General features: G+C 47.4%; 20 protein-coding genes. 13 read left to right on the top strand and 7 right to left on the bottom strand.

The window, feature by feature from the left end:
- Positions 1–30: 30 nt before the first annotated feature.
- Together LX98_RS05705 and LX98_RS05700 are read left to right on the top strand one after the other, a co-directional pair.
- The gene (locus LX98_RS05705) at positions 31–825 is read left to right on the top strand and encodes an SDR family NAD(P)-dependent oxidoreductase (protein ID WP_496427979.1); all 795 of its coding nucleotides are present in this window, start codon (positions 31–33) and stop codon (positions 823–825) included.
- A gap of 32 nt (positions 826–857) precedes the next feature.
- On the top strand, positions 858–1289 hold the full coding sequence (locus LX98_RS05700) for a YMGG-like glycine zipper-containing protein (protein ID WP_496427978.1): 432 nt from the start codon (positions 858–860) through the stop codon (positions 1287–1289).
- A 117-nt stretch (positions 1290–1406) separates the two neighbouring features.
- Here the strand turns inward: LX98_RS05700 and LX98_RS05695 are convergent, their stop codons facing one another.
- Positions 1407–2264 (bottom strand): hypothetical protein, encoded by an 858-nt coding sequence (locus LX98_RS05695; RefSeq protein ID WP_496427977.1) that lies wholly within the window; start codon positions 2262–2264, stop codon positions 1407–1409.
- 216 nt (positions 2265–2480) lie between these two features.
- On the opposite strand from LX98_RS05695, the gene pyrE reads away from it, so the two are divergent.
- The gene (gene pyrE / locus LX98_RS05690; protein WP_496427976.1) at positions 2481–3056 is read left to right on the top strand and encodes an orotate phosphoribosyltransferase; all 576 of its coding nucleotides are present in this window, start codon (positions 2481–2483) and stop codon (positions 3054–3056) included.
- Between the two features lie 305 nt (positions 3057–3361).
- Complete coding sequence (locus tag LX98_RS05685) at positions 3362–3781, top strand: rhodanese-like domain-containing protein (RefSeq protein ID WP_496427975.1); 420 nt, start codon at positions 3362–3364, stop codon at positions 3779–3781.
- Between the two features lie 26 nt (positions 3782–3807).
- Here the strand turns inward: LX98_RS05685 and LX98_RS05680 are convergent, their stop codons facing one another.
- The 3 genes from LX98_RS05680 to LX98_RS05670 are packed head-to-tail and all read right to left on the bottom strand — an operon-like array spanning position 3808 to position 5994.
- Positions 3808–4686: an HD domain-containing phosphohydrolase gene (locus tag LX98_RS05680; protein WP_496427974.1), complete on the bottom strand. Its 879-nt coding sequence runs from the start codon at positions 4684–4686 to the stop codon at positions 3808–3810.
- Complete coding sequence (locus tag LX98_RS05675) at positions 4686–5060, bottom strand: response regulator (RefSeq protein ID WP_496427973.1); 375 nt, start codon at positions 5058–5060, stop codon at positions 4686–4688. Before LX98_RS05675 ends, LX98_RS05680 begins: the two co-directional genes overlap by 1 nt.
- Positions 5061–5094: 34 nt before the next feature.
- Positions 5095–5994, bottom strand: a complete 900-nt coding sequence (locus LX98_RS05670) for a tRNA (adenine-N1)-methyltransferase (RefSeq protein ID WP_496427972.1) — start codon at positions 5992–5994, stop codon at positions 5095–5097.
- Between the two features lie 361 nt (positions 5995–6355).
- Here LX98_RS05670 and LX98_RS05665 point away from each other — a divergent pair, with 361 nt between their 5' ends.
- The 5 genes from LX98_RS05665 to LX98_RS05645 all read left to right on the top strand — a co-directional run bounded on the left by LX98_RS05665 (position 6356) and on the right by LX98_RS05645 (position 12709).
- On the top strand, positions 6356–7045 hold the full coding sequence (locus tag LX98_RS05665; RefSeq protein ID WP_312748546.1) for a potassium channel family protein: 690 nt from the start codon (positions 6356–6358) through the stop codon (positions 7043–7045).
- A 407-nt stretch (positions 7046–7452) separates the two neighbouring features.
- Positions 7453–8598 (top strand): sigma-70 family RNA polymerase sigma factor, encoded by a 1146-nt coding sequence (locus LX98_RS05660; protein WP_496427971.1) that lies wholly within the window; start codon positions 7453–7455, stop codon positions 8596–8598.
- Between the two features lie 715 nt (positions 8599–9313).
- The gene (lpxC, locus tag LX98_RS05655; RefSeq protein ID WP_496427970.1) at positions 9314–10261 is read left to right on the top strand and encodes a UDP-3-O-acyl-N-acetylglucosamine deacetylase; all 948 of its coding nucleotides are present in this window, start codon (positions 9314–9316) and stop codon (positions 10259–10261) included.
- A 331-nt stretch (positions 10262–10592) separates the two neighbouring features.
- Positions 10593–10937 (top strand): hypothetical protein, encoded by a 345-nt coding sequence (locus tag LX98_RS05650; RefSeq protein ID WP_496427969.1) that lies wholly within the window; start codon positions 10593–10595, stop codon positions 10935–10937.
- Between the two features lie 998 nt (positions 10938–11935).
- Entirely contained in the window at positions 11936–12709 is a 774-nt protein-coding gene (locus LX98_RS05645; RefSeq protein WP_496427968.1) for a DUF6445 family protein, read from the top strand.
- A gap of 236 nt (positions 12710–12945) precedes the next feature.
- Here the strand turns inward: LX98_RS05645 and LX98_RS05640 are convergent, their stop codons facing one another.
- Positions 12946–14292, bottom strand: coding sequence for a POT-type proton-dependent oligopeptide transporter (locus LX98_RS05640; protein ID WP_496427967.1), 1347 nt, complete (start codon positions 14290–14292; stop codon positions 12946–12948).
- 122 nt (positions 14293–14414) lie between these two features.
- On the opposite strand from LX98_RS05640, the gene LX98_RS05635 reads away from it, so the two are divergent.
- Together LX98_RS05635 and LX98_RS05630 are read left to right on the top strand one after the other, a co-directional pair.
- Positions 14415–16373 (top strand): TonB-dependent receptor domain-containing protein, encoded by a 1959-nt coding sequence (locus tag LX98_RS05635; RefSeq protein ID WP_496427966.1) that lies wholly within the window; start codon positions 14415–14417, stop codon positions 16371–16373.
- Positions 16374–16560: 187 nt separating this feature from the next.
- Positions 16561–17547, top strand: a complete 987-nt coding sequence (locus LX98_RS05630) for an HDOD domain-containing protein (protein ID WP_496427965.1) — start codon at positions 16561–16563, stop codon at positions 17545–17547.
- Positions 17548–17582: 35 nt separating this feature from the next.
- On the opposite strand, the gene LX98_RS05625 is transcribed toward LX98_RS05630, so the two are convergent.
- Positions 17583–18731 carry a diguanylate cyclase gene (locus tag LX98_RS05625; protein WP_496427964.1) on the bottom strand — a complete coding sequence of 383 codons (1149 nt, stop codon included), beginning with the start codon at positions 18729–18731 and terminating at the stop codon, positions 17583–17585.
- Positions 18732–19102: 371 nt separating this feature from the next.
- Here LX98_RS05625 and LX98_RS05620 point away from each other — a divergent pair, with 371 nt between their 5' ends.
- Complete coding sequence (locus LX98_RS05620; RefSeq protein WP_496427963.1) at positions 19103–19723, top strand: TrmH family RNA methyltransferase; 621 nt, start codon at positions 19103–19105, stop codon at positions 19721–19723.
- Between the two features lie 119 nt (positions 19724–19842).
- Positions 19843–20088, top strand: a complete 246-nt coding sequence (locus tag LX98_RS05615; RefSeq protein ID WP_496427962.1) for a DUF1653 domain-containing protein — start codon at positions 19843–19845, stop codon at positions 20086–20088.
- A 178-nt stretch (positions 20089–20266) separates the two neighbouring features.
- Here the strand turns inward: LX98_RS05615 and purE are convergent, their stop codons facing one another.
- Positions 20267–20755, bottom strand: coding sequence for a 5-(carboxyamino)imidazole ribonucleotide mutase (gene purE, locus LX98_RS05610; RefSeq protein WP_496427961.1), 489 nt, complete (start codon positions 20753–20755; stop codon positions 20267–20269).
- Between the last annotated feature and the right edge of the window lie 249 nt (positions 20756–21004).

Raw genomic sequence — 21004 nt, 5'->3', positions numbered from 1 at the left:
TATGGTTAAATCATTCTTCAAACCGGACTTATGGAAAACACCTCACCATTTGCTATCATCACAGGAGCCTCACGGGGGATTGGAGCGGAATATGCAAAAGCCCTAGCAGGTCAAGGCTATGACCTCCTTTTGGTTGCCCGCGATCAAACCCGTCTAAATCAATTGTCTAAAGAAATTCAAGAGGCCTTTTCTGTCCAAGTCTGGACGGAAACCCTGGATTTGGCCAGTCCTCATGCGGCTGAAACCCTTTACAGTTTGGCTCAATCATATCGGCTTCATGTGTCGTTGCTCGTCAACAATGCAGGCTTTGGCCTGTACGGCTTGTTTGCAAACATGCCTCTCCCAACCATCCAAGACATGTTACAAGTTCATGTTCATGTAACCACAGAAAGCACCAGACTTTTTCTTCCAGATATGATGAATAGACGGCAGGGTGCAATTATCAATGTAGCTTCCGTGGCAGGATTTTTCCCAATTCCCTATATGGCAGAATACGCGGCCACCAAAGCCTTTATCATATCTTTCTCTGAAGCCGTGGCGCTGGAGACCAGGGAAAGTGGAGTGACCGTCCAGGTGTGTTGTCCCGGCTATACCGAAACCGATTTTCACCGGACAGCGGGGCATTCTCCCCGTCATATTTCTTCCCCTCACACTCCCCACGATGTCGTCCAAAAATCGTTAAACGCCCTAAGGTCCCGACAGACCCTCGTAACTATTGGGTGGCAAGGATTCGCAACTCACTGGATAACTCGATTCCTTCCTAAAAAGTGGTTCGGGCGTTTAAGCGCCAGATTTGTTCGACCACCAAACACCCTCTCTCATTAAACACACGATTTCCCATATTAAAGGAGCGCAGCATGCCCCATTCCCATTTTCAGTCCTTTATTGTCTCTCTTAGCATCTGTAGTGTCTGTATCCTGGCCTTTGGGTGCTCCGGCCCTCGCCCAATCCTTTATCCCAACGACCATCTTCATCAAGTTGGCCCCGATCGAGCTGAACAGGACATTGAGGAATGCCAACAGCTTGCAGAAGATTATGTCCCAGAACACGAGGCCTCGACGGTGGCCGGGAATACTGCCGTTGGGGCGGGAGCAGGCGGTGCGGTCGGGGCAGTCAGTGGCGCCCTTCGAGGAGGAGCGGGTATCGGAGCAGCCATAGGTGCCGCGACAGGTGCGACCGTGGGCTTTATCCGTGGCTTATTTCAGGCTTCGCAACCCACCCCCGCCCACCAGGCGTTCGTCAACCGATGTCTTTCGGAACGAGGGTACGATTCGATTGGTTGGGAATAGATCAGGGAAGGAACATGAAGGAAATGGCGGGAGGACACCTCGAGACACTATCCCTGGTGGTTATCACCTTGAGCAAATCCAGTATCGGAACGTGCACCACAGGAACATCAAGGAACATTAGGATGAAGGGCTTTCTGCACGTCGAAGCGCTCGCATCAACACGGGATCTTGATAAGCCACTTCACTTAAGGCGTCCAACATATGAAGATCTTTTTCCTTGGCGAGAGCTTTAGCTTTACTGAATTGCCGTGAGTTAAAGCGGGCCACGGATGGCTGGCCATTGATGATCTGACACGCAAGGCCTCCACCATCTTTCAGCGCAAGAGTCCCCCCGTGATCAAACAACGCACGGGTCTCCTCTAAGCTGATCCCATGCAGTTCCGCAAAATCATGGAGCCCGCTGGTCTCGATCAATCGTCCATCTGGCATGACACATTTTCGCTTAAAATGGGGAGACCAATCTTTTCGGAAATCAATATATTGAATGTCTCCACTACACGCGTTCCCTGAGTCACCTTTTGTCAAATCGATCCCTAAGTTTTTTTGCCGCAACCGATCCTGTAATTCCTGAGGAAGGCCTCGATAAAAAACCCGCTCCATGCCTTCTTCCAACGTTACACCATAACTTTGACGCATGCGCTCGGCTGCCGCATATTGCTCAAGATCCATGACCCACGTGTGTTTCGGATTTTTACCAAGAGGATCAACGCGACAGACGAATGCGCCTTTGGTGACAAGCGTACCTTCATGCGGATAGAGATAGATCCCCCCGTCTTGAAGCACGCCTGTTATAGCTTCAAGAGGAATATCATAACTTTCCGACAGGACTCGTGCATGCATCTCCAAATTTTCCGGTTCCGTCATTCCGCACACCATTACATTTCCAGGGGGATCATAATCCGTATAGTTTTCTAGAATATTATAGAGAACCGGGGGTTTCTCTTTTTTCAATGGACGTTTTTTCACTTTAAACATTCAATACGCTCCTTCACGCTGAGTTTCCTTTTGGCCTTGGACTTCCCCACGCTCAAAGGAAAGACAAGATTTCCACCACACCGGTGCATTCCCACTCCACACAAACTTTCTGCTTTTTAACACCTTATTTTTTTCCGCGCCTTGTTGCAGATCTCGAAGCGTAATGGTAGAAGGAAATCGCTTATGTCTCAACCGTAACGCTCTTCTAAACTTCCTATGCCCAAAAATGCCCTCATTCAGGCTTTCCATCAGCTGGAAGCCTTTAAATGGAACCAACAAGAGGGCTTCCGGCTCGCCTCAGGAAAAAACAGCCCCTATTATGTTGACTGTCGTATTGTATTGGCACATCCGCACTCACGTCACCTTGTGGCTCAATTATCCTATCACCTGCTTAAATCCTTAGATTTTACACTCATTGGCGGACTGGAAATCGGAGCGATTCCCCTCGCCACCGGCATTTCTGATTATGGTTATAGGGCCGATCCACAGCGGGAATGGCGAACGTTTGTCGTGCGCAAACAACCTAAGGATCATGGATTAGGCAAATTAATTGAAGGCACTATTCATTCCGGGGAAACAGCTTTAGTGGTTGACGATGTTTTAACAACAGGCGGATCCCTGATAAAGGCCGCCGAGGCAGCCCGCGCCCAGGGCTTAATTGTGACGCATGGGTTAGTGGTGGTGGATCGATCTGAAGATGAAGGAAAAAGCAATCTGGCTCACATGGGCATTCAGCTGCTCCCTCTTCTCACCCTGGAAGATTTAAAACAAACGCCTCCCTCCGTCCGGTAAATCCTCGGAATATTTCCCACCACGGGTCAAAACCTTAATCGGTTCTTCCGGCCTCAAAAAATGGGCAACCTATTTTTCAAAAATTCTCCAGTCCAAATTGATCAATAATGACCAGTTCCACTTCACAACCTCGTCGGCACTTCCCCTATTTCGGATGACTCACTTGACCGTCCCTTCTGACCAACCATACAATTTTAAAACAATTACTCAACGATTGTCTGGCAATTCCTATTCAGAGAGGACAATGCCATCTGCCTTAACTTCCTCAAGCAAGAAAGTCATTCCCAATACTACGGAGGACAACCATGAAACGCATTTCTTTTTCATTGACAATCGCTCTTCTTTTTCTTGGATGGTGGAATCCCACTATGGTGATTGCTGAGCCCTACCTTTTAACGGTTCAGCAACTCAAAGCCGGACTTGAAAAGGCATCCCAACCCAAACAAAAAGGGTTTGTGCTCGTCGACGTTCGGAGTCCAGACGAGCATATGGGTGGCTTCATTCCCGGAACGGATTTCAATATTGATTTTCGTGAAATGGAAGGACGCCACCAAGAGCTCAATGCGCAACTGGATCAGCACATCGTGGTGTACTGCCAATCTGGACACCGCAGCAATATTGCTGCTGAAACCTTAATGGGATTAGGGTATCAGCATGTTTATAATGTGAAAGGAAGTATGAATGCCTGGACCGAAGCGGGGTATCCTATCGAACACCCCAAGTAATCGAGAACAGCCTGCGGAAAAGAATGTTAGATTTCGGCTACGGTAGAATAGATGCCGTTAAAGTCCTGATGCATCTCCCGGAAAGCCTCCAAAAGGTGTGGATCAAAATGTGTCGGCTTTGTTCTGTCGTTCCCGTTTAAAATGATGTCGCATGTCTTCTCATGGGTAAACGCTGGTTTGTATGGCCTTTGGCTTCGTAGGGCATCGTAAAGATCGCACAGCATCACAATTCGGCCTGTGATGGGAATCTGTGTTCCCTTCAGCCCTCGAGGATATCCACTTCCGTCCCAACGTTCATGGTGAGTCAGCGCGACTTCCTTGGCCATCTCTAGCAAGGGAGACGCCGAGCCATCCAATAAACTCGCTCCCAAAAGAGGATGCTGCTTAATTGATTGCCATTCTTCTTCCGTCAACGGGCCATGCTTTCCAAGAACGGCATCTGGAACCCCTATTTTCCCCACATCATGCATGGGCGCAACGGCAAATAAACAACGAGCGCGTGGCTGATCCCAGCCAATAGCCAAAGCAAGCGCTTGCGAGTAATGGCTCAACCGTTCAATATGTGCCCCTGTTTCCTCGTCTTTATAGCGTGACGCACGGGCTAAGCGAAGAATAGTGTCGGCATAAGCCTGTTCCAATTCACAATTTTTCCGTTGCTCTGCCTCCAAGGAGAGCTTGAGGTCTCGGGCGTAAGCAAGCATTTGGGCATGAGCTTTTTTAAGCAGGTGAGTTTTCTGACCTTCCTGCTCCAACATCTGCTTGAGATCTTTGGCATAGGCCATGAGTTGCGAGCGGGCCGCCTGGAGTTCCCCTGTGGCAGATACTTGGGAAGCTTCGTTCTTTGTATACGGCATAAATGATGAAGGAGAAACCCCATCTTCCTCCTTGGGTTTATCCTCATTCATCAGGCAAGTACTTCCCGAACCTTTTGAATCAATTCTAATGGGCTAAATGGTTTGACCAAATACCCCGCAAGATCAAGAGAAGCTATCTGCTTACGTGCATCAAGCCCGTCTTTCGCCGTTAACATGACAATTGGAATTCTAGCCGTGTCGGAGTGTAGGCGAAGCTTTCGTACCACCTCACACCCATTTAGACCCGGCATCATCCAATCAAGAATCAATAGGTCGGGAATGTGGGTGCAAACGGCATCCACCGCCGCACAACCATCTCTAGCAGTGAGAATCCGATACGAGGGGTCTTCAAGAGTAACCTGGACCAGGAGCCTAAGATCTTCCTCATCATCGGCAATGAGGATCGTTTTCACGGGACCCACCATGGTGAACATTTCCTGCTGGTTGGCCCGAAAGGGCTCAGGGAATATCTAATCCATCACCGACATATTCATCCTCCTTGATGACATCATCGTCTTGTTGAGACGCAGGTTCAATAGCGTTGTATTGCTCAGAATTCCAAATATTATTTTCGACTTTTCTGGCCACGGTAATAAAACCGGAATGGGCAACCATTCGGTGATCGGGTCGAACACTCCGGCCTTTAATATTCCACGTCCGCAACAACGTTTCGAAATTTTGAACCATGGTAAATACTCGGCTTTGTTCCAAAGCCTGTACCGTTTGCATCACCTGCGGCACCGTCGGGACATAACTCAAATACAGACCCCCGGACCGTAATGCCCTTGCCGCATGCGGAACCACTCGCCATGGCTCTGGAAGATCCAACACCACTCGATCAAACATCCAGGAAGACGCCCCTTCCCCAATCTCGATACCTTCGTATGCATTACGAATCTGAAGGAAATGGTTAGGTACTTTTCCCATGAACCGTTCAATGTTTTTCGTGGCCGTGGCCGCAAAATCCTCTCGCATTTCATAGCTCACCACACACCCACGATCCCCCACCGCACGCAAAAGAGCCATCGTTAATGCGCCAGAGCCCACCCCAGCCTCAAAGACTCTGGCTCCTGGATAAATATCCGCCCACATTGGAATAACGGCTAAATCCTTAGGATAAATCACCTGAGCTCCTCGAGGCATTTTCAAGGTATACTCAGCTAACGTAGGATGAACGGCTACCATTAACTTTCCATTGGAAAACTGGACCACTGTCCCATCCGGTTTTCCAATAATGTCATCATGACTAATCCGATCTCCACTATGCTGAAAGATTTCTCCTGCTTTAAGTGTGACCGCATACGGCCGTTCTTTCCTGTCGATTAAATGAACTCGTTCTCCCGATTGAAATGTTTTCATAAGGCAAGCATTCTAGCAAGGCGTTTCTCCGCTTTGATACCCACCATAATGGTGGAGCCTTCTTAAGTGAACCAACTCGGCAACCAAACGACATTTCAATGGGATCATTCTTGACACCCTCTCTATTCAGACGTATGATTAAGTAACTCCAGTATCTACATACCTATCGCCACCAAATTCTCCAATTTTTTTTAGATCCTTTAATTTTCCAAGTGGCACTTGTGCGAATGTTCTCAATATACAAAAAACCAAACACCGGCTCTGGAACCGATCAGAAGATTTTCCTTAACCACAGGACTCTCGGCTACTCTTGATGCAAAAATAGTCGCATGATGAAAACAATGGTCGTTGCCAATCTACCATGAAACGCCTTTTTACAGTTATTGGGCTTGGGCGCTTCGGCTATAGCGTGGCGCAAGGATTGGTCACGAAAGGATGCGAAGTACTTGCCATCGATAAGGATGAGGAAAAAATCCAGGCGATTAGTGACATTGCGACATTTGCCGTCCAATGCGATGCGACTGATGAACGCGCGTTAAAAGCAGTCAGTGCTCAAAACGTCGATGTCGCAGTCGTCAGTATCGGTGAAAACATTGAAGCCAGTATTCTTATTGTTCAAACACTCAAGGAAATGGGAGTAAAATCCATTGTGGCGAAAGCCGTGGCCCCAATCCAGGGGAAAATATTAATGAACTTAGGGGTCGATGAGGTCATCTACCCTGAACGAGATGCGGCTATCCGTCTCGCCCACAGGCTGGTCTCACCGAGCGTACTTGAATACTTAGAATTGGCCCCAGGCTTTAGTGTGGAAGAAGTGTCCGTCTCAGAGAGTTTGTCCGGATTAAGTCTTGAGGACGTTAAGTTACGCGGAAAGCATAACTTGAATGTGATTGGGATAAAAAAACAAGTTACCAGAATGGTCAAGGGGCGTATGATGAAAGAAGAAATATTTAATTTCACACCAAAACCCGATGACGTCATTGAAAAAGGAGATGTCTTGGTCATGATTGGCCGAGAGGAAGATTTGGACCGTTTTTGCAATAACGTGTAAGAAATATAACAGTTCCGTCAATTACCTCTGCACTTTTCTGTTCCTCACCACCTCTCTCCTATAAATTGTGCGTTTTTTCCCCTTTCGCACTATCCAGGGAATGCGACGGGCTACCGATTTCTTCAATAGCTATCCTATCATTCCAAAAGATAGGAGAAATTACACAGAGAGCAGTTTTATCGTTAGTTTTCATACTGTTATTCATTTGATGAAATGAGAGCTTCACTTTATACCATCGTAATAGAGGAAATTCAGCCTTTCAAAAAATGGTATTAAGTTCCTTCCCATTGTGGATAAGGGCTGAAACATGTCATTGGCTTGGTTTTTGCTTTTGTAGCATTATTTAAGATTCACATGGATGTTGAACTATCGGCTATCGGAAACCTGAACCCACAGGGGAAACTATCATGGAATACCAAACTGTTTTGGATGAGCCCACAGAAACCGAACTCGCTACCATAAAGACTGAGGGAGTCAAACCTTCAATCAGAGGATTCGGGCCAGCTCTCGAATCATTATATTTCCGATCATTTGGCAGCCGCCCCCTTCTCAATAAAGACTCCGAGATCGAATTGGCGAAGGAGATTGACCAAGCGTCCAGAACAATCAGGGTCATTATCAAACAAAGCCTTCACCTCACACAGCCATTAAAAAAAGGACCAGAGAGAGAAGAAACGATTGCTTTACTCAAGGAAACATTTGCCTTAAGTGGTTTTTCGGCTCCCGCCATTGAAAAATTGAAATCTGTTCTGTTGGCCTTAGGCCAAATGTATCCCTCCGTGTCCTCATCTATTCAAGAGCTCTGCCAACAACTTCAAAAATCGAAATTTCAACTAGAAAAAGCGAAATCCGAACTTGTTCAGCGAAATCTTCGCCTGGTTGTAGACATTGCGAAACGATATACGGGTCATGGATTGGCCTTTTTGGACTTAGTCCAAGAGGGGAATATCGGGCTTATGAAGGCGGCAGAACGATTTCAATATCGCAAAGGGTTTAAGTTCAGCACCTATGCCACATGGTGGATTCGACAAGGGATTACGCGATCACTCGCCGACCAATCTAGAACCATTCGTGTCCCCGTCCATTTAAATGAAATCTCTAATAAGATTGCTCGTACCTCCAAACGGTTGACACAACAGTATGCCCGCCCAGTTCAGTTGGATGACATTGGAGAGGCGCTCAAATTGAGTGTGGAAAAAGTTCATGACACCATTCAAGCCTTTCAGGATCCTATATCGTTAGAAACTCCGGTTGGGGATGGAGAAACCTTTCTCACAGACTTCATTCCCGATATGGGAACTTTGACGCCCGATGGACCTGTCTCACGCCAGGAGACGAACCAACAAGTCGAACGGATTTTGGATTCGCTGACTCCAAGGGAACAAATGGTGATCCGCCTGCGTTTTGGCATTGGCCAAGACGAACCCTGGACACTTGAAGAAGTCGGGCAAAGTATGTCGGTTACCCGGGAACGTGTCCGCCAAATTGAAGCCAAAGCCCTTCAAAAATTAAAGGAGCCTGCTATGAAGGATATGCTATATTCCATTAAGTAGAAAATTGCTGCGTGCATTCCCTCATCACCTTTTGCATTCAACCATTTCTTTTAGGTGGATTTGCCTTTTCTGAGCAAGGACTTGTCAATCAGCCAATTACCGCCTTAACATAGGGCTATTCGGTGCTTGTTTCATTCATGAATAAAGACCATCGCACTTGTTGCCATCAGACCCTATTTTCAGACTTCGACAAGAATTCAGAGGCCATCTTGAAGAATTCTACACCTATCTGAATCTGGCCCCGCCATACCATAGTATTGAAAAAGCGCTTCAACATTTTTCCAATACGCTCAGAACAAGACCTGAAGAATTTTCCCGGGGACTATTACAGGATGGGTCAAAAAAATGGACTGTCTTTCAGGAAATTTTCTTAGCCTCTGGCTTACATAAAAAGCATCGAGGAATCATTCAACAATTAGCTCATACTCATTGTACGACTTTAGTTGATGCACCTGAATCGCGTCGCTTCCTTCAAAATTTTTTGACAAACTCGCAAGAATCCACTTCTAATCCAGTAAATCATCCACCACCGCAGCCAATCCTTCCCCACTGACCAATCCTTAGTAATCAATTAGTGAAAAAAGTATACATTTGTTTGGTTTCTGCAACACTCAAAAACAGAAAGGCCTAATTTTTACTACAAACACCGCCCTTCTCTAAATCATCGCGTAGTACAAATTTTGCATAATTAAATACTAAAGATTCCCAGGAACTTATGCGTCATCAACAAACACTCGAAACATCATCATTCTTATCTGGCATTGGTCTCCATTCTGGTAACCCTGCCTCAATTGCCATTCATCCAGCTCCGGTTAACACCGGGGTGGTCTTTGTGAAGCATGTAGCTGATCAAATCCAGTCATGCCCAGCCAGCATCGCCTTTTTAGGACAAACCGATCATTGCACCACACTTCAGGTGGGTGATTTTGACATACAGACGGTTGAACATGTGTTAAGTGCACTAGCTGGCCTGGAAATCGATAATGCCTACGTGGAATTGCTTGGCAGTGAAATCCCTGCAGCAGATGGCAGTGCCACTCCATTCGTCGATATGGTTTACCAAAGCGGGGTTCTCACCCAGGAAGAACCCCGCAAATACCTTAAAATTATTCAACCAATTACCGTGGAAGATGGGCACCGTTCAATCAGTGTTCTTCCCTCGTCCCTCCCACAAATAACGTATTTCATTGATTTTCCTCATCCCCTCATACAACAACAAGAATATCACCATTTTTGCACACCACAGGATTATGGGAAAAATATTGCCGGAGCCCGTACATTCGCTTTTCGAAAAGAGGTGGAGTTTTTATGGTCGCGAGGATTGGGGCTCGGTGGTTCACTACACAATACGGTCGTCTTTGGTGAAACGGGATTGGTCAATGATGATACCTTACGGTTCTCGGACGAATGTGTTCGACATAAAGTGCTCGATCTTATTGGCGATTTATCATTATTAGGAATCCCCGTTATTGGTCATTTCTTCGCAAAATGCGCCGGACACGCACTCCATACTCAATTGGTCCAAGCCATCATGCATAACCCTGACAAGTGGATCATGTTAAACGCGGGAGAATCTGGAAAGGATGGCATCTTGAACGGACAGTTCTCCTCCAATCCAACGATTCACCTCCCTGAACTCCAACCTGCCTTTCATGCATTCTAACGCCTCTCTTTCTTTTCTCACTTTGTGCCCTCAACTAACATTGCGTTTGTTATCTGCCTATCAATAAAAAGGAAGATATTCTTTTTTCCATTGTCTTCATCCCCTACGCGTGGTAGCGTCTGGCTTAACCATGAGACTCCAAACATTTGTCCGCCCTTATAGAACAAGCAGGCTTAAATTCCTTTTCATCATTTGCGTCTGCCTTTTCCCGTGGACTCCCGTCTTAAGCGCAACACCAATAGAAAATGATCCCAAAGGATTCTTCGGCAGCCTCTGGGGCCATTCTCTCCAAGATCGCACAGACCTGAAAGAAATCGATTCCATAGATTCATTGCGTATCTATACGATTAAACGCGGGGCTCCCCTGCTTGGATCTACTGAGTTGGAATCCGTCAAACTTTATACCTTAGATGGAAAGTATGCACGGGCCCTCTTTCATTACCAGGGGGAAGCTATCCACAAAGCCATCCTCCAGTACCTGAGAAATGAGTTTGGAAAAACAAACGACCCGTATGGATCCACGATCCGAGGGTTAAACCAACAGTACACCTGGCGCGGACCAGAGACCGAAATCACCCTTACCTACCATGGATTTCGAGAGCGGGGAACTTTAACTGTCGAGGGTCGGATCTATGCCCCATTGTTTCTTGACACACTTTCTGAAAATTCCTATTAATAGTTGAGTTTCCTTCGCGATCACTAACAATAAATTATCAAACATTGTGATAATTCTTCGCAGACCTCGAATGGAGGCAATCATGTGTTTCTTTTCGGTTTACCTCTCCTCTCAATTATGACAAGGACCAAACAATAAATGATTTCAAGGCGATAATTGGCTCTCCATAATCCAGGTGGCAACAACAATCGGTTAAAAAAGTATTACCTCACCTCCAGTCAGGACTTCCTGATACAAAAAATTAGTGAATTTCCCAATTGAAAGCATTGCGTTTTTACCAGAATGTCACGTAATGCTAACTCATGAATTTCGGTTTCCTTTTATCTGAAAAAGTGTCCACTCCTTTGGGATATATCCAAAGGAGCATGCCCGAGCCAAGTTAACCCGTATTACCATCGCCAACATGGTTATGATCTTAGCCTCATAATTGAGGCATCACGCCGACCACTTCCAGCTCGGCCAAGCCGACCCCATGACTTAATTTACCCCATACTAAATTCGGGTTATAGAGTGGAGCGAGCAAGGCACCATTAAGAAAAGCGATCGTAAGGCGGGGACTACACTTGTCCTTTACCGGGTATGCCCCCCATACAGTGCCCCCCAACAATACTGAACTAATTCCTGGATGACAGCCTCCTCACTGCTGTCCTTTCCAGCCTACCTTCTAGGCTTAACCGTGTGTAATTCAATTCATCACATTCCAAGAGCACTCTTCATGGCATCCATGACTTCAACCGATCTCATAATGCTATGGGTCAATGAGGAGTCATGGACTCGGTCTGAAAATGACCAAGGAAAGATCATTTACATCTGCTTTCATACTTTTCCAAATAAAGCTCCCATGCCTCAGGACTCCTTTCAAGGCGTTGCTAACCTCGTATGGTAATCGTTCCTCTCTCCAGGAAAATTTCATCAAAAGCCCTTGACTCCTCCTGAAACAAGGTTCACTATAGGCCCGTTTTTCAACGTTATCCTAGCCGAATACCAATAGGGACTCCATGTCCAATCACATTCGCTCGGATCTTCTCGCCCTCAACCCCCACCAAACGGTATCAATTCAGCGCGTTGGAATAGGCCACCATCAGGTCGTGATTGTAGATAATTTCTATCAATACCCTGATGAAATTCTGAAAGTCGCGTTAAGCCTCCCCTATACCGACCGCTTCGAAATCGTGGGAAATTTTCCGGGAGTCCGAGCCCGCCTCAATTATGAGCACCGGGAACTTGTGGAATCTCTCAGCACACTTTGGGGATGCCCTCTCTTCACATTTTTTTCTCCCCAACCAGTCGTCTTTCAAGGTATCAAAACTGACAACTACGCGCTAAACGTTGGGCAAAGGCAACCTCACATCGATCAGGATATCACTGCCATGGTCTATTTGAATCCTGCAGATTCATGCACGGGTGGAACCGGCTTATATCGCCACCGACCGACAGGACTCGAACGCGTACCACCCATACCCGACGGGACAATCCGACAACTTGCGAACCAACTGGAACTCAGCGACGAATTTTTCACCAGCCCGGAAGGATATGAAAACTTCCAAAATAGCATGATTTTCAATCCACTCTTCGCTTGTCGAGACAATAGGTATATCAACAATGGAAATGAATATTGGGAATTACTGAAACTTATCGAGATGCGTCCAAACAGATTGATGATGTTTGATGGACGATGTTTTCATTCTCAGTATATTCAATCCGGCCACTACAACCAGGCCTTTCGGGTAAACCAAATTCTGTATCTCAGTCAAAAAGAAAAAATGCTCTGATACTTTAATACCTCCGTCCCGCCCCGCTTTCCCTACCTCCTATACTACTATCGTTTTTATTCGATTTCCTACTCCTCCTCATCCAGGCTTGAACAAAAATCAGAACATCATAAGGATTCTTTGTCCACTTCTGGTTTACAGAAAAGGAGAGAATATTCATTTCAAACAAAGGGAACAAAGGAATAATGCGATTGTCCGGATGTGCATAGATCCAGGCCCTTGATGCTCTGCTCAGATCATCCCGGTCCTGTTCCCTGCAAGTACGCTTTTTCCTCGTAACCTTTCATCACCAGAAGAAATAGACAGGCAACAAGAAACATGATGCCTGCAAAAAACCAATAGTAGTCCGGGCCGATCAACGCAACAGTCCCATCTGAATTCTGAATCCAATAATTTACAAAAGCGGTAAATCCGTTCCCCAAAGACACGGAAAGCAAAAATAAACCCATCAGGAGCGATTTGAGTTTGAGTGGAGCCTGTGTATAGGAAAATTCGAGACAGGTAATTGACACCATGACCTCCGCCGCCGTAATCACCACGAAGGCCAATAACTGCCAGGCAATCGCCGGTTCCATCCCCGACTCAATTTGTTGCTCAATATAGGCTGAAATCAGAAACGCCCCAACCGCCAAAAAAAATCCCATAGCCATTTTTCGCAATGATGTGAGTCGAACCATTCTATTCAAAACCGGATAGACCACATAGGTAAACAAAGGAATAAACAGCATGATCAAGACCGGATTCACTGCTTGAATTTGCGAAGGCAGCCATTCAACACCCATCCAGACCCGATCCATATGTTGAGCTTGAAGAACCCACGCTGAGGAGGTTTGGTCATAGAGGGACCAAAAAAATGCGACAAACACATAAATACCCGCCAACTTCCCAATCGCTCGCCATGTCTGTGGATGAGAAAGCGCTTGAAGTACACCTGAGCGGTCGGGAGGAATATGCGCATAGTGGTTCCGGCCGGACCAAAAAATGATGGTCGCCACAAACATCAAAATGCCAGGCACCCCAAATGCCAGGCCAGGACCAAAATGCTTCAATAGCCAAGGGGTGAGCATCACAGACCCAAATGCCCCCACGTTAATGGCAAAGTAAAACCAGGCAAAGGCCTTGGTTAAAAGATGTCCATTGGCCAAACCAAACTGGTCCCCTAAATTAGCTGAGACACAGGGTTTAATTCCCCCGGAGCCGATCGCGATTAAAGTCAATCCAACAAGCAGGCCGAACCGGGTGTGATCTAAAGCCAAAACGACATGGCCGCCACAATACACCAGAGAAAGGAGAATGATGGTTTTATATTTTCCCCAAAAGGCATCGGCCAAGAAGGCCCCCAAAAAAGGGAAAAAGTACACTCCCGAGGCAAACAGATGGAAATAACTTTTCGCTTCTGCCTCGCCCATGGGATCCAAGCTTCCCTGTGTATTCAGCAACATCCCCGTCATAAATACCACCAGAATGGAACGCATCCCATAGTAACTAAATCGCTCAGCGCCTTCATTGACAACCAGATGCAGGACTCCCGATGGCATGGAAGCCGTGGTCATTGGCTCTGTTCGAAATTCATGTTTTTTCATGAACCAACTTTCATCTGTAAGAAGTGGACAACCAATGAAAATTCGTATAGATCCTATCCGGTGAGAACGGCTGTGTCAGTCCGACAAGCCAACCTCCGTCCCCACCGGAATGTCATTGTATAATGCCGACCCCATTCCCGCTATTCCCAGGCATAATCCTCCTGGTCAGTCTTTCCGTTATAAGAATATGGCTTCCCGCGCCGGTGCAGTCCGAGGAATCATCGGTTCAGACTCTTGATACGATGATTGTCACAGGTTCCGCCCAACCCACCCAACCCCACCAATCAACTCAAAGCATTACGACCCTCAATGCTGAACAGATTGCCCCCCTTCAGCCCAATCGGGTGACCACCATCCTCCAGCAAGTCCCAGGACTCCATACCGATGAGATGAGCGGGAGAAGTGGAACCAGCTCAGTGTATCTCCGAGGTGCCGATCCCAACTTCACCTTAATTATGCTGGATGGGGTCCCCATGAATGACTCAACCAACCAGCGAGGCGGATCAGTTGATCTTTCCACTATTCCTATTGATCGGATCGAGCGCGTAGAAATTGTTCGGGGACCCCTCTCGGCATTTTATGGTTCTGAAGCCATGGCGGGCGCAATCAATTTCATTACCAAATCAGCTACCACGGCTCCCTCCTTTCGCCTCCTGGGCGAAGGAGGCCGATACGATTATCTCAAAGGGCTTGCCCAAACCGGAGGATCACTGGGACCATTGTCCGCCAATCTGACGCTGTCCCATACCCAAAATGGAGAGCAAATCGAGAAAGATTCATTTTTGATGGACTCGGCTGGATGGAATTTTTCCATTCAGACAGATCCCAATTTCGACATTCAACTAAACGGGCAATATACAGATTCAACGGTCCGGAGTTTTCCGGAAGGCAGTGGTGGGCCGAAACTGGCTTTGCTCCGGGAAACCGAACGACGAAAGACCCAAGAATTTCTGACCGGTTTGTCAGCCTCATTTCACATTCCTTCGGGTTGGCAGCATCAGGTATTTCTGAGTGTGACCCGAAGACTTCAAGACGTGTCAAACCCGGGAATTCTTGCGACTCCAACCACCTATGCCCTGCCTCCGGCTGACTTTGAAACTCTTTATACCCGTTTTCAAACACGCATGACGACAACATGGACGATCAGCCCCCAATGGAAGTTTTCACTTGGTGAACAGCTGACTCATGAACGCGGAAGACGGAACGGGACTCAAGACCTGAGTTCCTTCGGAGGCTCCTCTGACCAGCCAGATGACTTTGCCATCCGGCGGACACTCGGAGGAGCCTTTGCGGAACTAACGTCCGTCTGGTGGCAAAAACTGACCCTGAATTCCGGTGTTCGAGCCGATATTTCACAAGGGTTCCAGCCGGAGATTAGCCCCAGAATTGGAGCAAAATATCAACTGTTGGACTCAATCCAGATTCGTGGTGGCTATGGAAGGGGGTTTAAATTGCCCAGCTTATCCAGTTTAGGAGACCCCTTAATTGGGAACCCTTCCTTACAACCCGAAACCAGCGTCGGGTGGGATCTCGGCCTAGACTATCACACATTCGATGAAAGATTTACCGCAACGATAGAATACTTTCACAACCGGTTCAGGAACCTTATTGACCTCGATCCTGACCTTCTCAATCAAGGAATTATTCGCCTGGCCAATATTGATGAGGCAAAAACTCATGGTTGGAATATTTCCCTGTCCCTCACGCCAATCCCTGCGGTTTCTTTCCAGTCTAGTCTCACCCGCCTCACCACTCGAGTGACGGAAACGGGAGCTCAACTAAGAAACCGCCCAAAATGGCGCGGATGGCTTGGGGTTACGATGAAGCTATCTTCGACCCTCAATGTCAAAAGTCAAGTCACATGGGTCAGTTCCAGTTTTGATTTTCAAGTTCCAACCCAAACCACACGAGTAGGAGGATTTGCCAAGGCAGACATCACGGTCAATTACCATCCCTTTACTGAATGGAGTTGCTATGCAGCCCTCGAAAATGTCACCAACTCCTCATATGAACAATTTGCCGGATTCCCGGCTCCGCCCTTGACCTTTCGTTTAGGATTGGAATACCGGCCAGAATTGTAAGGTCAGAAAATATTTCTCCAAAAAAGGCATTGGTTACATCATCAACCAGTTTTTCTCCATGAATCTATCGCAGAAACCTGCTTAAGCCAGGTCGTGTTTTGACCGAAAGAGGAAATGACGTTGAAAAGAGGCAGGCGAAGATGTGATAAACATCGCCTCCTACCTTACATTTCAGTAGGAATCTTACATGCAGCTCATACTTCCATTAAATCCGGTTCAGGACGAAGAGCGTTCCACAATTTTTGCCAGAATTAAAAGCTGTAAATCCTTGCCTATTCTGTCTCCCTTGGCCTCGACCATTCTTAAGATGTGCCAAAATGAGGAAACCAATGCCTCCGAGTTAGCCACGATCATAAGCCAGGATCCAGGGATGGCGGCTCAAATTTTATTTATGGCGAATTCGGGGTATTACGGCGGGTCTCGGCACAAAGTGACCAGCATCGGACAGGCCGTGACATTGCTTGGATTTTCAACGATCGCCAATCTGGCTCTATCTTTTTGTTTTTATCGTTTAATTAAAGACATGAAAGAGGTCTCAACATCCGGGATTGACCATGTAAAATTTTGGCGGCGATCCATTCTGGCCAGTGTCGCAGCTCGTGCCATTGGAACACACTTCGCCTTTTCTGATGTAGAGCTCATGTTTCTTGGGGCTCTGCTTCAGGACATCGGACTATTAGCATTAAACGAGGTGGCTTCAGGGGAAATTGCCTCACTCCAGGATTACAGTCAGGACAATCATGCCAATTTACACCAGTATGAACTTGAAAATTTGGGAGTTGATCATTCACAGGTAGGAGCCTGGTTGGCCCAACATTGGCAACTTCCTGAGGAATTTCAGGTGGCCATTCTCTATAGTCATACTCCTGAATTATTTGAGACTCCGCCGGACTTTCAATCTCTGGTGGATACCGTTGCACTCTCCGGTATCATCGCGGACATCTGGATTAATCCCGATACCGAAGGGGCCATTGCCTCAGTCCGTAAAAATAGTCAGGGTCGCTTATCGGTGCAACCGGAAGATTGGGAACCGATTCTTGGGCACATGATGACGGGAATTCCACAAATTGCCAGTTTTTTTCACAGCCGGATTGGGAACTTCGAAGACATTGCCCACATCCATCAAATTGCCTTACAACAGCTGAACTCCACTGATCCCCAATTATTCAACTAACCAGGGCCAACTCCCGCCACTCTGACTGAGCCGTTCTACCCCACCCCGTCATTCTCAGTCGCCAGACACAGTTGGTTCCGACCATTGTCTTTTGCCCGATACAACGCACGATCTGCACGTTCAAGCCAGGAAAGCACGGTTTCACCAGGAAGTAACTCCGCCAACCCGATCGATGCCGTGACCGGAATGGTGATATCTTGGTAAGAAAATCCCTCTCCTCTAACGGCATCCAGCAACCGCTCACCCAGTCGTTGACTCAGTTCCCCATCGGCTCCCTGAAGCAGGACACAAAATTCCTCCCCTCCATATCTGGCAATAAAATCAGTTTTTCTGGGAAAAGTCGATACCAGACGTTTCGCCACCTGCTGTAGCACCACATCCCCAGCCGGATGGCCATAGGTATCGTTCACAAGCTTAAAATGATCGATATCAACCATTAAAATGCAGGCCGACGTCCCAGAGAAAAAACTCATACTGGCCGTTCGTTCTAATTGAAAATCCAATGCTCCACGATTATACAGCTGGGTCAGAGCATCCAGTGTCATTTGCTTTCGCGCGCCTCCCAGTTCCTCCTCAACAAGGCGTAATTTTTCTCCGAGATTTTCCAATCGTTGCTGCTGGCGTTCTTTTCGTTCATCCACGAGAGCACTGATGCCTTCAACCACAGCCAATAAGGCCTGCTTCACATCGTGAAAGGAACCGTCCTCGGTTGCCGTGCGCAATTGAACGAGATGATTGGTCACTTTTTGATCGGTTTCCTGATCCTCGACAAACGCACGCCCCATGATATTGGTAAATTCGCAAAGAACAGTTCGCATATCTTGGAGATTTCGTGTCACATAGGATTTTTCCTGTTGACGATGTCCATTAACAAATTGCGTGAGCGCTCCCCAATCACGCCGTGGGCTGGCCTCGGGTTGTTTTGAATCGTCGGCATCAATCTGAGTGCCCACCAACACATGTCTCGCCCACCGTTCAAACTCTTTTTCTATATCCTCTTCCGACAGTTGATCGAGTTCAAATGCATGACGGCCGAGACATCGCAAAACCCTGGCTAAGGATTCTAAGGCCTTGTCGGACTCTTCGGAAATCTCTGTGGCCCGAGATCCGTTGGCGACCGGCTCTTTTTTGGCCCTATTCTCATTAGAGTGATCTTTTTTCCCAATGGACCAAGATCCTAACATTCCTTCCTCCTCTTCAATTCACTTCTGCCTCTGCCTGTGTCGGTGACCATCCAGCGAATGCATGGGGAGAGTGGGGTAACGGTTTGATTCCGTTATCGGCACTTCCTCTATGTCTCTTGAGTCACTTTTTGTTATGCTCTCCGCCAAGAGCTCCAAAACACCATGTCTCAATGACTACCTTGATATTCCATTTCATCGTTCACGCGTATTGTTTCTGAATTCTCGTGAATCAACGATACACGATCTCCAGCAGACAAAATTCCCATTTCAAACGATGGGTATCGTTACTTGACTCTCATGGGGTTAAACGTCATCACCTCTGCCTCGTTTCCGGGAATAAACTCCGGAAGGAAATCGGGACGCATTCTGGAGTGACGGTCCACGAAATCTTACTTCCCCCATTGTGGACCTCCAGAGATGACCTCCCTTCTCAGGCCCTCCAGTATGATTTATCACATTCCCTGTTTCAGGAATTGGACGTGTTTGGGACGAAAGAACCGCTCCTGGTCTGCGGTGTCCCCGAAATGTCGCAAAAAGATCTCAGCCAGGCCCCCAATGGATTGGAAGTCCTGTGCCCGATTGGAGACCCTGGGAATCTTGGAGCCCTACTCCGGTGCTGTCGGGCCTTTGACGTGCAAACGGTCGTGTTGCTTCAGGAGGCCGTACACCCCTTCCACCCGAAGGTCATTCGTGCCAGTAGCGGTGCGGTGTTTGTCCAGTCCTTGGAATGGGCAGGCTCCATCACCGACCTGGATACCCCGGAAACCTTGCAATGGATTACCGCATTAGATTTGCACGGGACGAATATGTCCACGGTACAATGGTCTAAACATGTTCGATTACTTATTGGCGAAGAAGGCGTAGGTGTTCCACCCTTTCAGTTTTTGGAACGCCTGTGTATTCCTCAAATCCATCCATCGATCCCATTAAATGCGACAGTCGCAGGCAGCATCGCCCTCTATGCGTATCGCCAACACCACTCACAGTTCTAACCAACTGCGATCCAACCGACTATGAGGCACTCGATAAATAGTGGTAGCACCATGCAAACAACGCAACACCCGCACATCTTATGCACACACCACAGCCGCTTCAGGATCAGGGTCTTACGATGATTCAACCAGGCAGATATCGTCACTATAAAGGGAAAGAGTACCAGGTTATTGGCGTCGCCAAACATTCCGAAACAGAAGAAGATCTCGTGGTCTACCGGGCACTCTATGGCGAATTCGGCCTTTGGGTCAGACCGGAAAAGATGTTTAGAGAAAAAATTGAAATAGAGGGAAAACTCGTCTTTAGATTTGAATGGATCGACGGTGCCAACGCCGGAACAGACCCCACGACCATCAAACCCTGAGGAGTGTAACCGGAATTCGTCTGATCAGACAGGGTGTCTTTCCATATTGATTGCCAGCTAGACCAGACACCTCATCTATAATTCCAGTTCGGGAGGCTCCTGTAAATTCTCAGCATCAAACACCATACCCCTTATGCACCCTATTGCAAAAACTACCTGCCTAATTCTCCATCGATACTCACAACTGTTCTGCCAACACAGCACGCGTTTGTTCTTCCCGATAGGCATTCAACCGTTTGGAGAGAGAAGCATCGGCCAAGGCTAAAATCGCAGCAGCCAACAAGGCCGCATTCACCGCTCCAGCGCCCCCTATCGCCAAGGTTCCTACAGGAATACCTTTGGGCATTTGCACAATGGACAGGAGGGAATCGAGGCCTTGCAGAGCCTTTAATTGCAGGGGGACACCCAACACCGGCAATTGGGTTTTGGCCGCAATTGCCCCGGCTAAATGGGCCGCCCCTCCAGCCCCGGCAATAAACACCTGCACTCCACCAGCTTCCGCATCACGAATATAATCCCCCAAGGCATCTGGAGCCCTATGCGCAGAAAAAACCCGATTCTCATGACTTATATCCAGCTTAGTAAGCGTTTCACCGGCCAACCGCATAGTATCCCAATCCGATTTGCTGCCCATGAGAATTGCAACCCGAAATGATGACTCAGCCATAACCTCTTGTACTCCTTCTTACCTTATTTATTCGTAGATGACGAGGGATGGGCGAAAAGTCCATGGTTCCTTAAACGGGCTTACGATAGCGCATCTTGACCCAAGTTGACCACATAACAGGAACTGTCTTACACTGAATTTCCTCTGTTTTCCTGTAGGAATTTTCCTTAGGAGCTAAAAAATTTTCTCGCGGGATTTTATATACCGGAGAGATATATTATTCACCTCATTCATAAGGGGAGAGAAAAA

Source organism: Nitrospira marina (assembly GCF_059568365.1).
The sequence above is the reverse complement of the archived record's forward strand: the minus strand, read 5'-3'. Positions and strand labels throughout refer to the sequence as shown.

Coding starts and splice junctions, on each gene's coding strand:
- LX98_RS05695 (WP_496427977.1), bottom strand. CDS start 2,264: ATGTTTAAAGTGAAAAAACGTCCATTGAAAAAAGAGAAACCCCCGGTT.
- LX98_RS05630 (WP_496427965.1), top strand. CDS start 16,561: ATGCAGCTCATACTTCCATTAAATCCGGTTCAGGACGAAGAGCGTTCC.
- LX98_RS05705 (WP_496427979.1), top strand. CDS start 31: ATGGAAAACACCTCACCATTTGCTATCATCACAGGAGCCTCACGGGGG.
- LX98_RS05675 (WP_496427973.1), bottom strand. CDS start 5,060: ATGGTGGGTCCCGTGAAAACGATCCTCATTGCCGATGATGAGGAAGAT.
- lpxC (WP_496427970.1), top strand. CDS start 9,314: ATGCGTCATCAACAAACACTCGAAACATCATCATTCTTATCTGGCATT.
- LX98_RS05660 (WP_496427971.1), top strand. CDS start 7,453: ATGGAATACCAAACTGTTTTGGATGAGCCCACAGAAACCGAACTCGCT.
- LX98_RS05680 (WP_496427974.1), bottom strand. CDS start 4,686: ATGAATGAGGATAAACCCAAGGAGGAAGATGGGGTTTCTCCTTCATCA.
- LX98_RS05635 (WP_496427966.1), top strand. CDS start 14,415: ATGCCGACCCCATTCCCGCTATTCCCAGGCATAATCCTCCTGGTCAGT.
- LX98_RS05670 (WP_496427972.1), bottom strand. CDS start 5,994: ATGAAAACATTTCAATCGGGAGAACGAGTTCATTTAATCGACAGGAAA.
- LX98_RS05665 (WP_312748546.1), top strand. CDS start 6,356: ATGAAACGCCTTTTTACAGTTATTGGGCTTGGGCGCTTCGGCTATAGC.
- pyrE (WP_496427976.1), top strand. CDS start 2,481: ATGCCCAAAAATGCCCTCATTCAGGCTTTCCATCAGCTGGAAGCCTTT.
- LX98_RS05685 (WP_496427975.1), top strand. CDS start 3,362: ATGAAACGCATTTCTTTTTCATTGACAATCGCTCTTCTTTTTCTTGGA.
- LX98_RS05640 (WP_496427967.1), bottom strand. CDS start 14,292: ATGAAAAAACATGAATTTCGAACAGAGCCAATGACCACGGCTTCCATG.
- LX98_RS05645 (WP_496427968.1), top strand. CDS start 11,936: ATGTCCAATCACATTCGCTCGGATCTTCTCGCCCTCAACCCCCACCAA.
- LX98_RS05700 (WP_496427978.1), top strand. CDS start 858: ATGCCCCATTCCCATTTTCAGTCCTTTATTGTCTCTCTTAGCATCTGT.
- purE (WP_496427961.1), bottom strand. CDS start 20,755: ATGGCTGAGTCATCATTTCGGGTTGCAATTCTCATGGGCAGCAAATCG.
- LX98_RS05615 (WP_496427962.1), top strand. CDS start 19,843: ATGATTCAACCAGGCAGATATCGTCACTATAAAGGGAAAGAGTACCAG.
- LX98_RS05625 (WP_496427964.1), bottom strand. CDS start 18,731: ATGTTAGGATCTTGGTCCATTGGGAAAAAAGATCACTCTAATGAGAAT.